The following is a 13,374-nucleotide window of genomic DNA, read 5'->3' on the forward strand; positions in this document are numbered from 1 at the left end:
TTCAGAGTCCTTGCAGCAGGTGGAGGCCGTGGGCCGTGTGGGCGTGCACCGTGACGGTCCTTTCGGTGTCGTCAATTGCTTCAATGTGTATAGCAAGGTCTGCAGGCGGGGTCAGCGCTGCAGCCTTTTCTGGCCATTCTGCCACCTTGAGGCCCGGGTTGGCAAAAATGTCCCTGAATCCGGCGTCTTCCCACTCGCGCGGGTCGTCGAAGCGGTAGAAGTCGAAGTGCCAGACCGTGGTCGCATGCGGCGCAAGGCCCGGCGCCTCGTGCGGCTCCACCACGGCGTAGGTCGGGCTCTTGATGCGGCCCTCGACGCCCAGGGCGCGCAGCAGGTGGCGCACCAGGGTGGTCTTGCCGGCGCCCAGGTCGCCGTGCAGCGTGACAAACGCGTTGGCGAGCAGGGGCTGTGCGGCGAGGCGGCGGGCGAAGGCGGCGGTGTCGTCCTCGCTGTGCCAGGTGAAATGGCGGGCGGGTTCGGCGGCGCCGGGCGTGCCGCTTTCTACAATCTGGCCGGTATGTGGTGCAACAGTCAACTCGTTCCTCAAATGCAGGAGTGGGCCCGCGAGCTGGGATTTTCCCAAATCGGCGTGGCGGGGGTGGACTTGTCCGCTGCAGAGCCCGGGCTTTCGGCCTGGCTGGCGCAGGGGTTCCATGGCGAGATGCATTACATGGCATCGCATGGAATGAAGCGCGCCCGCCCGTCCGAGCTGGTGCCCGGGACGGTGAGCGTGATCACGGCGCGCATGGATTATTTGCCGCGGGATACCGGGCAGGCGGCGGGCCAGGGTTCGGCGGAAGAAGGCAGCCAAGGCGCCGGGCCCGCCTGGCAGGCCCACGAGCTGGCACGGCTGACCCGCCCGCACGAGGCCATCGTCTCTGTCTATGCCCGGGGGCGGGACTACCACAAGGTGCTGCGCGCACGTCTTCAGAAGCTGAGCGACCGCATTGCCGAGGCCATCGGCCCGTTCGGCCATCGCGTGTTCACCGACTCGGCCCCGGTGCTGGAGGCCGAGCTGGCCGCGCGCAGCGGGCAGGGCTGGCGCGGCAAGCACACGCTGGTGCTCAACCGCGAGGCGGGGTCGATGTTCTTCCTGGGCGAGATCTATGTCGACATGGCGCTGCCCGAGAGCGCGCCCGTCACCGCGCACTGCGGCAGCTGCAGTGCCTGCATCGACGTGTGCCCCACGCAGGCCATCATCGCGCCGCACCGCATCGATGCGCGGCGCTGCATCTCGTACCTCACCATCGAGCATGCGGGGGCCATACCGCTGGAGCTGCGGCCTCTGCTGGGCAACCGCATCTATGGCTGCGACGACTGCCAGCTCATCTGCCCCTGGAACAAGTTCGCGCAGGTCAGCCGGCTGCCGGATTTTGACGAGCGCCAGGGGCTGTCGGGCCAGCAGCTGGTGCATTTGTTCGCGTGGGACGAGCCCACCTTTTTGCGCATGACCGAGGGCGGGCCCATCCGGCGCATCGGGCACGAACGCTGGCTGCGCAACGTGGCGGTGGCGCTGGGCAATGCGCTCAGGGCCACGGGGGATGGCGCCTTGCGGGTGGCGCTGCAGTCGCGGGCGGACCATGAAAGCGCCCTGGTGCGCGAGCACGTGGCGTGGGCGCTGGGTCGAGAGTTTGAATGAAAATGGCCTCTGCCGCTTGATGGGCGTGCGCTAGAAGCTATCAAAATGATAGTTGGCGCATCAGCGCATCAGCGCATCAACGCACCAGGAGCCCCGTGCTTTTGAGCGTCTCCACCAGCCCCTGCGCGAACCGCTCGTAGCCTGTCGCGTTGGCGTGGATCTGGTCGGACCGCAGGCTCGCGTCGGCCAGCACCGTGGACCAGCCTTTGCTGTGCAGGGGGATCTTCAGCTCGCTGGCAATCTCTTCGTACATCGCATGGTCGCTCAGCAGGCCGGCCGACGCCGCCAGAAACGTCAGCTCGGGCACGGCCACCAGCACCACCTGGGCGCCGCTGGCGCGGGCCTGCGTGCAGATGCTGCGGATGTGGGTGCGGGTGGCGGTGGCGCTCTGGCGGCGCAAGAAGTCGTTGCCGCCGATGCTCACGATCACTAGCGCTGGCTGGTGTTTTTGCAGCAGGGCGGGCAGGCGCTCCAGCGCCTGGGCCGAGGTGTCGCCCGACACGCCGCCGTTGACCACCTTCCAGCCCGTCAGGCGCTGCAGCACGGCGGGGTAGGCCGTATCGGCCGATGCGCCCACGCCGGAGGTCAGCGAGTCGCCCAGCGCCAGCACGGTGGCATCGGGCGGCACCACCTGGCCGCGCGGGGCCTTGCGGCCGCAGGCCGCCAGGGGCGCAGCAGCGACCAGGGCCAGGCCCGCCATCAGCGCGCGGCGGCGCGCCAGAGCGCAAGTGGCAGCAGTGCCGGGTGCGGCAGGTCTGGCAAGGCAGGCATAGGTCATCGCAGGAACCCCAGGGCAAATGGCAGGCTCACCATGCCGAGCAAGGTGGACATCGTCACCAGGCCGGCCACATACGGCCCGTTGTAGCCCATGCGGGCGGCCAGCACGTAGCAGGTGGAGGCCGTGGGCAGGGCCGAGAACGCCAGCAGCATCGTGGTCTGCACCGGGTTCAGCCCGAACAGGCGCGCCATGCCGAAGGCGATCAGTGGTTGCACCAGGTGGCGGATGGACAGCACGGCCACGCTGAGCGTTTTGCCCCGGGTGAGCAGGCCGAACTCCAGCCCCGCGCCCGCGGCCATGAGCCCCAGCGCCAGCGACGCCGCGCTGATGCGGCCCACGGTGGGCGCCGCCCAATCGGGAATCTGAAAACCGAGCAGGTTGGCCACCAGCCCCGACAGCGTGGCCACGATGAGCGGGTTGCGCGCCAGTTCGCGCACGAAGCTGTGCTTGCCATTGCGCGCCATGGGCCACACGGCGGCAACGTTGAACAGCGGCACGCACACGCCGATCAGCACGGCGATCATGAGCAGCCCCTCGGTGCCCGCCAGGCGCTCGGCAATCGCCAGGCCAATGAAGGAGTTGAAGCGAAACGCCACCTGCGCGCTGGCCGCATGGTCGCGCACATCGATGCGCTTGCCGACCCAGGGCCAGTGCGGCAGGCTGTAGGCGAGCGCAATGCCGATCAGCCCCGACAACAGCCCCGCCGCGATCAGCCCCGAGGCGGCGCCGATGTCCACCGGGCTCTTGACGATGGACTGGAACAGCAGCACCGGAAAGAGCAGGTAGTACACCAGACTCTCCACCGGTTGCCACACCGACCGGTTCAGCGCGGTGTACCGGCAGATGAGGTAGCCGCACAGGATGAGGGAGAAGTCGGGGAGCAGGAGCTGGGCGTAGTTCACCGCCTGAGAATACTTGATGCCGGGCCAGGACCTGGGGTTAGCCCTTATGTGGAATCCGCAGGCTGCCGCAGCGTGCATTGCGCATACCATCGGCGCTGTCTGTCTGTACCCCCGCACGAAGGAGAACTCGAATGCATCGTCGTCAATGGCTTGCTCTGACTGTACTGGCCGCGGCCGCCGGATCGGCCGCCGCCCAGGGCTACCCCAACAAGGTGATCAAGCTGCAGGTGCCGTTTGCACCCGGCGGCACCACCGACATCATTGCGCGCGTGATCGCCGACCCCCTGGGCCGCGCCCTGGGCCAGAGCGTGATCGTGGAGAACAAGGCCGGTGGCGGCGGCATCGTGGGCGCGTCGGAAACCGCCCGCTCGGCACCGGACGGCTACACGCTGGGCATCGCCACCGTCTCCACCACGGCGGCCAACCCCGCCATCAACCCCAAGACGCCGTACAACCCGCTGACGGACTTCACGCCCGTCATCAACATCGCGGCCACGCCGAACATCATCGCGGTGAACCCCAACTTCCCCGCCAAGGACTACAAGGCCTTCGTGGCGGAACTCAAGAAGTCGCCGGGCAAGTACTCGTACTCGTCGTCGGGCACGGGCGGCATCGGCCACCTGCAGATGGAGCTGTACAAGAGCCTGTCGAACACCTTCGTCACGCACATCCCCTACCGCGGTGCGGGCCCCGCGCTGAACGACACCGTGGCCGGCCAGGTGCCGATGATCTTCGACAACCTGCCCTCGGCCCTGCCGTTCATCAAGGACAACCGCCTGGTGCCCATCGTGGTGGCCGCACCCCAGCGCGTGGCGGCCCTGCCTAACGTGCCCACGTTCAAGGAACTGGGCCTGGAGCCTGTGAACCGCATGGCCTACTACGGCATCGTCGGCCCCAAGGGCCTGCCCAAGGACATCGTGGACAAGATCAACGCCGGCGTGCGCAAGGCGCTGGAAGACCCGGCCGTGAAAAAGCGCATCGAAGAGACCGGCTCCATCGTGCTGGGCAACACGCCCGAGCAGTTCGCCGAGCAGATCAAGGCCGAGTTTGCCGTGTACAAGGAAGTGGTCGTCAAGCAGAAGCTGACGCTGGAGTGAAACCGGGCCCGGTGCTTCCGCACCACCGTTTCCAGGCCGCCTTCGGGCGGCTTTTTTGTGGGCGCACGCGGCCCTGTCGGCCAGGGCCTGTGCGGCGCGATTGGGTGTTGCTCGGTAGTCAACGCAAATCTACCGAGGGTGACATTGCAACACCAGGGCAATTCAAAGAATCTTGCCTGCACGAACGGATCGGCCGAGCCACAACGGGAGCGCCGGACGTCGTCAACCCAAGCCAGAGGCCCACATGTCCACCATTTCCCCTTCTTCCCCTGCGACGGCACCTGAGGCCAGCCCGGTGCGATCCCTGAAAGTCCATCAGATTGCCCTGGTGCTGGGGATCGCCGGTGTGCTGACCATCGCGTCGGAATGGGCTGGCACCGCCACGTTCACGGTCGGCTTCACGAAGGTAACGCTGTTTCCGTTCCTGTGGGCGCTGCTTGCCTGCGTTCTGTGCAGCATCGCCATGAAAAGGGCGGATGCGTCGGGGCGCGAATACATCCGCACGCAGACCATCGCGTCGGACTTCGTGCAGATCGGCATCATGCTGTTCATCGCCAAGCTGGGTTTCACGGTGGGCATCAACCTGCAGAAGGTGATCGCCGCAGGCCCGGTCCTGCTGCTGCAGGAGGCGGGCAACTTCCTGGGCACCATCGTGCTGGCGCTGCCCGTGGCGCTCTTGCTGGGGATCAAGCGCGAGGCCATCGGCGCCACGTTCTCCGTGGGTCGCGAACCCGGTGTCGCGCTGATCGCCGAGCGCTACGGCATGAACTCGGCGGAGGGCCGCGGCGTTCTGGCCGAGTATGTGACGGGCTCGGTCATCGGCGCGGCCTTCATGGCATTCTTCGCGAGCATGGTGGCGCACACGGGCATCTTCAGCCCCGAGGCTCTGGGCATGGCGGCGGGCATTGGCTCGGGCAGCATGACGGCGGCGGCCGTCGGTGCGATCTCGGTCCAGTACCCGGCCGAGAAGGACACCATCGCCGCCTTGGCCGCCGCGAGCAATCTCATCACCACCGTCGTCGGCACCTACATACTGGTCGTGTTCTCCCTGCCCATGGCCAACTGGCTGTACGCGCGACTGGAGCCCATCCTCGGCAAGAATCGCAAGGCCATCATCGTCGAGCACGACGCCGCAATGCGCGAGGCCATGGGCGAGATGCACCAGCAGGCGCGCCTGCCGTGGGGCGGCATGCTGGCCGCGGTCGTGGGCACGGCGGCGATCGCGCTGGTGGGCAATCAGTTCACCGGCGGCAAGTCCCTGGTGCTCGCCCTGCCGGGCATGCTGGTGCTCGTGGCCTGTGCGCTGGCGGGTCTGGTGATGTCGCGGCTCGCACCGCGCTTGCGCATCCCGGCCATCATCTGGGTGTCCATCATGGGCGTGCTGGTCAGCGTACCGGTGTCTCCCCTGGCCCCGCTGGTCAATCCAATGGTGGAAAAGGTCAACCTGCTGACCGTGGTGACCCCGGTGCTGGCCTATGCCGGCCTCTCGCTGGCCAAGGACCTGCCGGTGCTCAGGGCCCTGGGCTGGCGCATCGTGGTCACTTCGCTGATCGCCACAGCAGGTGCCTTCCTGGCAGGGGCTGTCATCGCCCAGTACTTCGGAGGCTGAACCGCATCGCTGCCGCAGGTGGGTCGGTGGCACGGATCGGGCCTGATCGCTCTGCCTCCCGGCGCTGCGCAGCCGGCGCTCAGGTCCTGGTCTTGCGAAAGGCCCGCATGGTGGCAATGAGCTGCAGCAGCAGCTGGTTGGCGGCGGCCGGCAGGCTGCGACCCAGCCGCGTGATGATGTGGGCTTCGGCGCTGGCCAGCACCGCCTGATCGATCGGAATGGCCACCAGGTCGCCGGCCTGCGTTTCCTGCGACACGGCGAAGGCAGGCAGCAGCCCCACCCCCAGTTGCGCCTTGCAGAAATGCTTGACCACCGAGATCGAATCGGTGGTGAGCTTTGGCACCAGCCTCAGCGTTTCCATCTGCTCTGCCAGCGCCACGATCTGGCGCGTGCCGTAAGAGCCATGCATCAGGGCCAGCGGATGCTCTGCCAGCTGCTTGAAAAGGGGCTGGCGCTGCAGCCGGGTCAGTGGATGGTCCGGCACCACGATGGCGCACATCGGCTGGCGCACCGCCGCGCGCGAGCGGATGCCTGGCGTGGGTGGCGGGTTGTAGACCAGCCCGATGTGTGCAGCATCCTCGCTGACGCGGCGCAGAACGTCGTTGGTGCCGGCCAGGCTGAGGTTGACCGTCAGGCGCGGATGGCGCCGCCAGAAGTCCTGCAGCGGCTCGTCCATGAGGTCGCTGACGAAGCCTTCCCCCAGCACCAGGTCGATGTGTCCGCGCGCAAGTCCGCGCAGTTCCTGCAGCTTGACGATCAGGTCGTCCTGATGCGCCCGATGCTGGCGGTAGTAGTCGCACACCATCTGCCCGGCCTCGGTGGGTCGCACGCCACGGCCCAGGCGCTCGATCAGCGTGACCGCCAGCTCGGCCTCCAGCTGCGCGATCTGCCGGCTGACCACCGACGGGTTCATGTCCATCTTGTCGGCCGCAGCCCGGACCGAACCGGAGACCGACGCCTCGTACAGGTAGCGCACGCGGCGGTCGTCGATGAAGCCCGCCGCCAGATCAGCCATCGTGGTCATGGGATTTTGTTGCCTTGTAGTCAACGAAATTCTACTGGTGTTGACATTGATGAACTCAAGGGCCGGCGCGAAGATTCCTGCCATCGGCACGCAACGCCATTCACACGGAGATACGGCATGAAAACCATCGGCATCATTGGACTGGGCAACATGGGGCGCGGCATGGCCCTGTCGCTGCAGCGCGGCGGCTACGAGGTGGTGGGCACCGATGCCGCGAGCGCCGTTCGCGCCCAGCTGGCGGCCGACGGCATCCGCGTGGTCGATTCCATCGGAGAGGTGGTGGCAGCGGCCGAAATGGTCGTCCTGTCGCTGCCCACAGCCGCGATCGTCTCGGAGGTCGTGGCCGGTGCGGGCGGCATCATCGACCATGCCAAGCCCGGGCTGATCGTCGTGGACACCTCGACCTCCCACCCCGACACCACGCGCGACCTGGCAGCCAGGCTGCAGGCGGCGGGGATGCGCATCATCGATGCGCCCGTGAGCGGCGGCCCCAGGGGCGCCATCAACGCCACCATGACCATGGTGATCGGCGCTTCCGACGAAGACTTTGCCCAGGCGCAGCCCGTGCTGCAGGCCATGAGCGCCAAGCGCGTGCATGTCGGCCCGGTGGGTGCCGGGCACGTCGCCAAGATCGCCAACAACCTGTTGGCCGCGGCCCACCTGCTGGTCGCGGGCGAGGTCACCCGCCTGGCCGCAGCCGCCGGCGTGCCGGTGGAGCAGGTGCTGCAGGGCGTCAACGCAGGCTCGGGCCGAAGCTTCGTGACCGAGCACAACTTTCCGACGTGGGTGATGAACGGCAAGTTCGACTCCGGCTTCACCATGCAGCTCATGCGCAAGGACGTGCGGCTGGCCCAGGAGCTCACCGCAGGCGTGGGGCTGGACCTGCCGCTGACGCGGCGCGTGGCCGAGCTGTGGGCGCAGAGCGCCGACTCCATCGGCGACGCCGAAGACTTCAACCGCATCGTCGAACTCGGCACCCGCAACGCCCTGGCTGCGGCCTGACACCCCAGGAGCCATTGCATGAACACCCACGCCACCGAGCAGCTGCTGGCTGCCTTTGCCGCCTTCTTCCCCGACACGCAGATCGGGTCCTATGTGGGCGGCGCCATCCTGCCGGGTGGTGGCGCGGACATCGCGCTGATCGACCCCGCCACGGGCCAGCGCTTCCTGTCCTACCAGGACGCTGGCGAGCAGGTGACCGCCGCCGCCGCGCAGGCCGCACTGGAGGGGCAGCGCACATGGGCTGCGCTGAGCCATGCGCAGCGCGGTCGCACCATGCATGCGGCGGGCCGGCTGCTGCGCGAGCACATCGAGCCGCTGGCGCAGCTGGAGTGCATGTCTGCCGGCAAGCCCATCCGCGACTGCCGCGGCGAGGCGCTGCGCGTGGCCGAAATGTTCGAGTACTACGCCGGCTGGGCCGACAAGGTCCATGGCCACGTGATCCCCGTGCCCAGCGGCCACCTGAGCTTTACCCGCCGCGAGCCCTGCGGCGTGCTGCTGCAGATCACGCCGTGGAATGCACCGCTGTTCACCTGCGGCTGGAATGTGGCACCTGCCATCTGCATGGGCAATGCGGTGATCCTCAAGCCCTCGGAGCTCACGCCCCTCAGTTCTTTGGCCCTTGCATCGCTGATCGAAAAGGCGGGCGTTCCCCGGGGTGTGCTGTCGGTACTGGCCGGCTTTGGCCACACCACCGGTCAGCACGCGTTGATGAACCGTGCGGTGAAGAAGGTTGTGTTCGTCGGTTCGCCAGCGACCGGTGGCAAGGTCGCCGCAGCGGCGGCGCAGCGCGGCATTCCCTGCGTGCTGGAGCTGGGTGGCAAATCGGCCAACATCGTGTTCGAGGACGCTCACCTGGAGCGCGCAGCCATCGGCGCCCAGGCGGCCATCTTTGGCAACGCGGGCCAAAGCTGCGTCGCGGGCTCGCGCTTGCTGGTTCAGCGCAGCATCTACGAACGCTTCGTGAAAATGGTGGCCGACGGCGCCGCGCAGATCCAGATGGGCGACCCGGCCTCTGCCGCGACCGACATCGGTCCGATCCACAACGCCCGGCAGTACCAGCATGTGCTGGACATGATCCGCTCGGGCCTTCGGGACGGCGCCGAAGTCGCGCAAGGCTGCGACGGCCAGCCCGCCGAAGGTGGCTACTGGGTGCGTCCCACGGTGCTGAAGAACGTGCACAACCGGATGGACGTGGCGCAGACCGAAATCTTCGGGCCGGTGCTGGTGGCGATCCCGTTCGACACCGAGGAAGAGGCGATCGCCATCGCCAACGACAGCGACTTCGGGCTGGCCGGAGCCGTCTGGACGCAGGACATCGGCCGCGCCTACCGCGTTGCGTCGAAGGTCAACGCAGGCACCTTCTGGGTCAACATGTACAAGGTCATCAACGTCGCGGCCCCTTTCGGCGGCTATGGCGCGAGCGGGTATGGCCGATCTTCCGGCATCGAGGCGCTGCACGAATACACCCAGGTCAAAAGCGTCTGGGTGGAAACCGCCGAAAAGCCGGTGCAGGCCTTCGGCTACGCGCCCAGCCTCGATGCGGCGAGATGATCGGAACGCCTGCAACAGCCCAGCCCCCGCCCAACGCAGGGGTGCGACCCGCCTGAACCGGTACCCCTGAACAACTTGGGCCCGGCGTCGCGCCTGGCAGGGCGTGCCAGTGGCATGCAGGTTGGCCAAGGCGGCCGCTGCATCGCTATCATGGCCAAGCCCCAGAGCCTGACCATGACCACCCCCGATTTCGCAGCGGACCACCATTCGCACCACCACAGCATCTGCCCCGTCCTGGGTGACCTCACCCCGCCGCGCAGGGGGTACGCGTGGGCTCGATGACGGCCCTCGCCGCCACCGGGCAGGGTCGTGCGGGCGACTCCGCCATCGATGCATTCATCGACGCGTTGTGGCTGGAGGACGGCCTGTCGCGCAACACCCTGGCGGCCTACCGGCGCGACCTTACCCTGTACGCGCAGTGGCTGGCCGCGCAGCAGCCCGCCGTGGCGCTGGACGAGACGGCCGAACGCCACCTGAACGGCTACTTTGCAGCGCGGCACGCAGAGACCCGGGCCACCACCGCCAACCGGCGGCTCACGGTGCTGCGCCGCTACTTCCACTGGGCGCTGCGCGAGCGCCGCATCACGGCCGACCCCACGGTGCGGCTCACGGCCGCCCGCCAGCCCCTGCGCGTGCCCAAGACCCTGTCGCAAGCGCAGGTAGAGGCGCTGCTGAACGCGCCCGACCTGGGCAACCCGCTGGGCGTGCGCGACCGCACCATGCTGGAGCTGATGTACGCCAGCGGCCTGCGCGTGACCGAACTCGTGACGCTCAAGACCTTTCAGCTGGGCCTGGCCGAAGGCGTGCTGCGCGTGATGGGCAAGGGCGGCAAGGAGCGCCTGGTGCCCTTTGGCGAGGTGGCCCGCCAGTGGCTGAACCAATACCTGCAGGAGGCGCGCGGCGCCATCCTCTCGGGCCAGCAGACGGACGACCTCTTCGTGACGCAGCGCGGCAGCGGCATGACGCGGGCGATGTTCTGGGTCATCGTCAAGAAATGGGCGGCCGTGGCGGGCATCACCGTGCCGCTGTCGCCCCACACGCTGCGCCATGCCTTTGCCACCCACCTGCTCAACCACGGCGCCGACCTGCGCGTGGTGCAGCTGCTGCTGGGGCACGCCGATATCTCCACGACCACCATCTACACCCACGTGGCGCGGGAGCGGCTCAAGGTGCTGCATTCGGAGCACCATCCGCGCGGGTGACGCAGCGCTGCGTTGCGTTGCGGGGCATTGCAGTGCCAGGTCTGATTTCACACAACAACACAAGGAGACAAAAGCATGAAGAAGAAGAAACTGATGGCTGGCGCGTTGCTGCTGGGGTTGGCCACCCTGTCCATGGCCCAGGGCTGGCCCTCGGCCAAGCCCATCCGCCTCATCGTGGGCTACCCGCCGGGCGGCGGCATCGACTTTGCCGCCCGCACGGTGCAGGTGCCGCTGCAGGAGGCGCTCAAGCAGCAGATCGTGGTCGACTACAAGCCGGGCGCGGGCGGCATGCTGGCCGCGACCGAGCTCACGCGCGCAGCGCCCGACGGCTACACCATCCTGCTGGCCAACACCGGGCCGTTCGCCATCGCGCCCTACCTGCAGCGCAAGATGCCTTACGAGCCGCTCAGGCAGTTCAGCTACATCGGGCAGATCAGCCAGGGAAGCTACATCGCCGTGACACGCCTGGACCACCCTGCCAAGGACCTCAAGGACTGGGTGGCCTGGGCCAAGGCCAACGCCGGCAAGGTGAACTTCGCGTCGGGCGGCGCGGGCACGTCCACCCACCTGAACGGCGAGCTCATGAACCAGGCCACCGGCCTCGATGTGACGCATGTGCCCTACAAGGGCAGCGCGCCGGCGGTGCAGGACCTGATCGGCGGGCAGACGCAGCTGCTCATCGATGCGGGGCCGGTGCTGCTGCCGCAGATCAAGGGCGGCAAGCTCAAGGCGCTGGCCGTGACCGGGCCCCGGCCCGACCCGCAACTGCCCGATGTGCCCACGGTGGGCGAGCTGGGCCTGGGCGCGATGGAGTCGGTGGGCTTCCAGGGCCTGGTCGGTCCTGCGGGCCTGCCCAAGGAGGTGGTGGACAGACTCAGCGCCGAGCTTGCCAAGGTGCTGGCGCAAGCGGACATCAAGGCCAAGTTCGCGGCCACGGGCTCCGAAGTGCATTCGCTGGGTCCGGTGGAGTTCTTCAGCTTCGTGAAGGGCGAGAACGAGAAATGGGCCCGGCTCATCCGCGAGCGCAAGCTGGAACTCGATTGATGGATTGATGGATTGATGAGTGGATGCACTGGCAAGCACCGCCGCCGGACCGGCGGCGGTGCTTGCGGGTGGGTCACGTGGCAGCGCTGCAGCAACTGCCACGCGCCACGCTGCCAGATGCACTGGAAGACATCGCAAAAAGCAGAAAGCAAAATGCAAAAAGCCCTGGCGAGCAGGGCTTTTTGCAGGGGGGACAAGCGCTTGCCACGGCGCCGAAGCGCTCACGCTGCGCTTGATAGGCCTACTCGTCGTTCAAGCCTTCGGCCCAGGTCAGCGCCTGCAGGTGGGCCCAGTTGACCTGGCGGTTGGACAGGTGCAGTGCATCGGCGTTCTTGGCAAACGCCACTTCGTCGCCGCTTTCGCAGGCAATGGTCAGCTCCAGGAACGGCGCGAACACGCCCGTGCGGCGCAGCAGCGCGTCCATCACGGGCTCGGGCAGGGCGACGGACTCCAGGGCCTTTTCCAGGGGGACGCCCAGCATGGTGTCCAGCAGCGAGAACACGCCCACCACGAAGGCGTTGTCGCATTCTTCGGGCGGCAGCAGTTCGGCGGCCAGCAGCTCCATCAGGCGGCCGCGCACCACGGCGGTCTGGCCCACGGCCGGCGGCGCACCGCCCGCGCGGGTGGTGGTCATCAGCAGGGCCGCCCAGCGGAACAGCTTCTTGAGCCCCAGGATCATCACTGCGTGGCGGAACGAGGTGATCTCGCACGACAGGCCGAACCCCGATGAATTGATGAAACGCAGCAGGTTGAAAGACAGCGTGGGGTCTTTCTTGAGCAGGTCTTCGATCTCGGCCGTCGTGGCCTGTTTGCGCACCAGGTTGATCAGCTGGATGATGGTGGCCTGCGACGGACGGATGGTGGTGGCCTTGACCAGCGAGGGCTTGGCGAACCAGAAACCCTGGAACAGCTTCACGCCCAGGCCGCGCATCAGTTCGTACTGCTCGGCGGTTTCCACCTTTTCAGCGACCAGGGTGGCCTTGCTGTGGGTGGTGGCGAACTTGACCAGCGGTGTGGCCAGCTCGGGCTTGAACGCCATCATGTCCAGCTTGATGAACGCCGCCAGCGGCAGCCAGCTGGTGTAGGCGCGGCGCAGGGCCTGCTGGTCGAAAGCCAGGCGAAAGCCGCGGGTGCGCAGGGCTTCGAGCGTGGGCAGGCGGCCTTCGATTTCTTCCGGCGTGGCGCCGTCGGGCAGCGGGGGCACTTCCAGCACCACCTTTTCGGGGTGGATCAGCTCCAGGTGGCCGCCCGAGAGGCTGTCGTGCGTGCAGTTGATGAACACCGTCTTCTTGCCCACCAGCGCTTCGGTGCCCGCGTACGACAGGGCGTTGAAGAGCAGGGCCGCGTCGCTGGCGGCGGTGTGCGCATCGGAGGCGGTGGAGCGGTCGAACAGCTCGTAGCCGTAGACCGCGCGGGTCTCGTCCACGATGGCCTGACGCGCAATGATGGCAATGTTCTCGTCGACGGGTTCGACCGCAGGAGCAACTGCTTCGGGGGCGTCTTGTTCGGATGAGCTGGACATGGGG

General features: G+C 67.6%; 12 protein-coding genes. 7 read left to right on the forward strand and 5 right to left on the reverse strand.

The features are described 5' to 3' along the window. Position 1: 1 nt before the first annotated feature. Positions 2-535: a tRNA (adenosine(37)-N6)-threonylcarbamoyltransferase complex ATPase subunit type 1 TsaE gene (tsaE, locus tag ACSQ3D_RS21250; protein ID WP_436128222.1), complete on the reverse strand. Its 534-nt coding sequence runs from the start codon at positions 533-535 to the stop codon at positions 2-4. 12 nt (positions 536-547) lie between these two features. On the opposite strand from tsaE, the gene queG reads away from it, so the two are divergent. Then, on the forward strand, positions 548-1,639 hold the full coding sequence (queG, locus tag ACSQ3D_RS21255; RefSeq protein ID WP_436128223.1) for a tRNA epoxyqueuosine(34) reductase QueG: 1,092 nt from the start codon (positions 548-550) through the stop codon (positions 1,637-1,639). 76 nt (positions 1,640-1,715) lie between these two features. Here queG and ACSQ3D_RS21260 read toward each other — a convergent pair whose 3' ends face one another. Continuing rightward, on the reverse strand, positions 1,716-2,417 hold the full coding sequence (locus tag ACSQ3D_RS21260) for a GDSL-type esterase/lipase family protein (RefSeq protein WP_436128224.1): 702 nt from the start codon (positions 2,415-2,417) through the stop codon (positions 1,716-1,718). Then, positions 2,414-3,319: an AEC family transporter gene (locus tag ACSQ3D_RS21265; RefSeq protein ID WP_436128225.1), complete on the reverse strand. Its 906-nt coding sequence runs from the start codon at positions 3,317-3,319 to the stop codon at positions 2,414-2,416. Before ACSQ3D_RS21265 ends, ACSQ3D_RS21260 begins: the two co-directional genes overlap by 4 nt. 131 nt (positions 3,320-3,450) lie before the next feature. Between ACSQ3D_RS21265 and ACSQ3D_RS21270 the strand changes: the two genes are divergently transcribed. Continuing rightward, a complete protein-coding gene (locus ACSQ3D_RS21270; RefSeq protein WP_056173646.1) occupies positions 3,451-4,416 on the forward strand; it encodes a tripartite tricarboxylate transporter substrate binding protein BugE in 966 nt (321 codons plus the stop codon). A 244-nt stretch (positions 4,417-4,660) separates the two neighbouring features. Next, positions 4,661-6,025 carry a DUF3100 domain-containing protein gene (locus tag ACSQ3D_RS21275; RefSeq protein WP_436128226.1) on the forward strand — a complete coding sequence of 455 codons (1,365 nt, stop codon included), beginning with the start codon at positions 4,661-4,663 and terminating at the stop codon, positions 6,023-6,025. Between the two features lie 79 nt (positions 6,026-6,104). Here the strand turns inward: ACSQ3D_RS21275 and ACSQ3D_RS21280 are convergent, their stop codons facing one another. Continuing rightward, entirely contained in the window at positions 6,105-7,049 is a 945-nt protein-coding gene (locus ACSQ3D_RS21280; RefSeq protein ID WP_235503901.1) for a LysR family transcriptional regulator, read from the reverse strand. A 9-nt stretch (positions 7,050-7,058) separates the two neighbouring features. Here ACSQ3D_RS21280 and ACSQ3D_RS21285 point away from each other — a divergent pair, with 9 nt between their 5' ends. The 4 genes from ACSQ3D_RS21285 (at position 7,059) to ACSQ3D_RS21300 (ending at position 11,848) form a co-directional block, all read left to right on the forward strand. Beyond that, the gene (locus ACSQ3D_RS21285) at positions 7,059-8,051 is read left to right on the forward strand and encodes an NAD(P)-dependent oxidoreductase (RefSeq protein ID WP_436128227.1); all 993 of its coding nucleotides are present in this window, start codon (positions 7,059-7,061) and stop codon (positions 8,049-8,051) included. A gap of 18 nt (positions 8,052-8,069) precedes the next feature. Next, a complete protein-coding gene (locus ACSQ3D_RS21290) occupies positions 8,070-9,602 on the forward strand; it encodes an aldehyde dehydrogenase family protein (protein WP_436128228.1) in 1,533 nt (510 codons plus the stop codon). A gap of 278 nt (positions 9,603-9,880) precedes the next feature. Next, positions 9,881-10,804, forward strand: a complete 924-nt coding sequence (gene xerD, locus ACSQ3D_RS21295; protein WP_436128229.1) for a site-specific tyrosine recombinase XerD — start codon at positions 9,881-9,883, stop codon at positions 10,802-10,804. A gap of 75 nt (positions 10,805-10,879) precedes the next feature. After that, entirely contained in the window at positions 10,880-11,848 is a 969-nt protein-coding gene (locus ACSQ3D_RS21300) for a Bug family tripartite tricarboxylate transporter substrate binding protein (RefSeq protein WP_436128230.1), read from the forward strand. A 241-nt stretch (positions 11,849-12,089) separates the two neighbouring features. Here ACSQ3D_RS21300 and ACSQ3D_RS21305 read toward each other — a convergent pair whose 3' ends face one another. Next, positions 12,090-13,370, reverse strand: coding sequence for an EAL and HDOD domain-containing protein (locus ACSQ3D_RS21305; RefSeq protein ID WP_436128231.1), 1,281 nt, complete (start codon positions 13,368-13,370; stop codon positions 12,090-12,092). Between the last annotated feature and the right edge of the window lie 4 nt (positions 13,371-13,374).

Origin of the sequence: Acidovorax sp. LjRoot117, from assembly GCF_964252695.1 — a bacterium.
Lineage (GTDB): Bacteria > Pseudomonadota > Gammaproteobacteria > Burkholderiales > Burkholderiaceae_C > Acidovorax.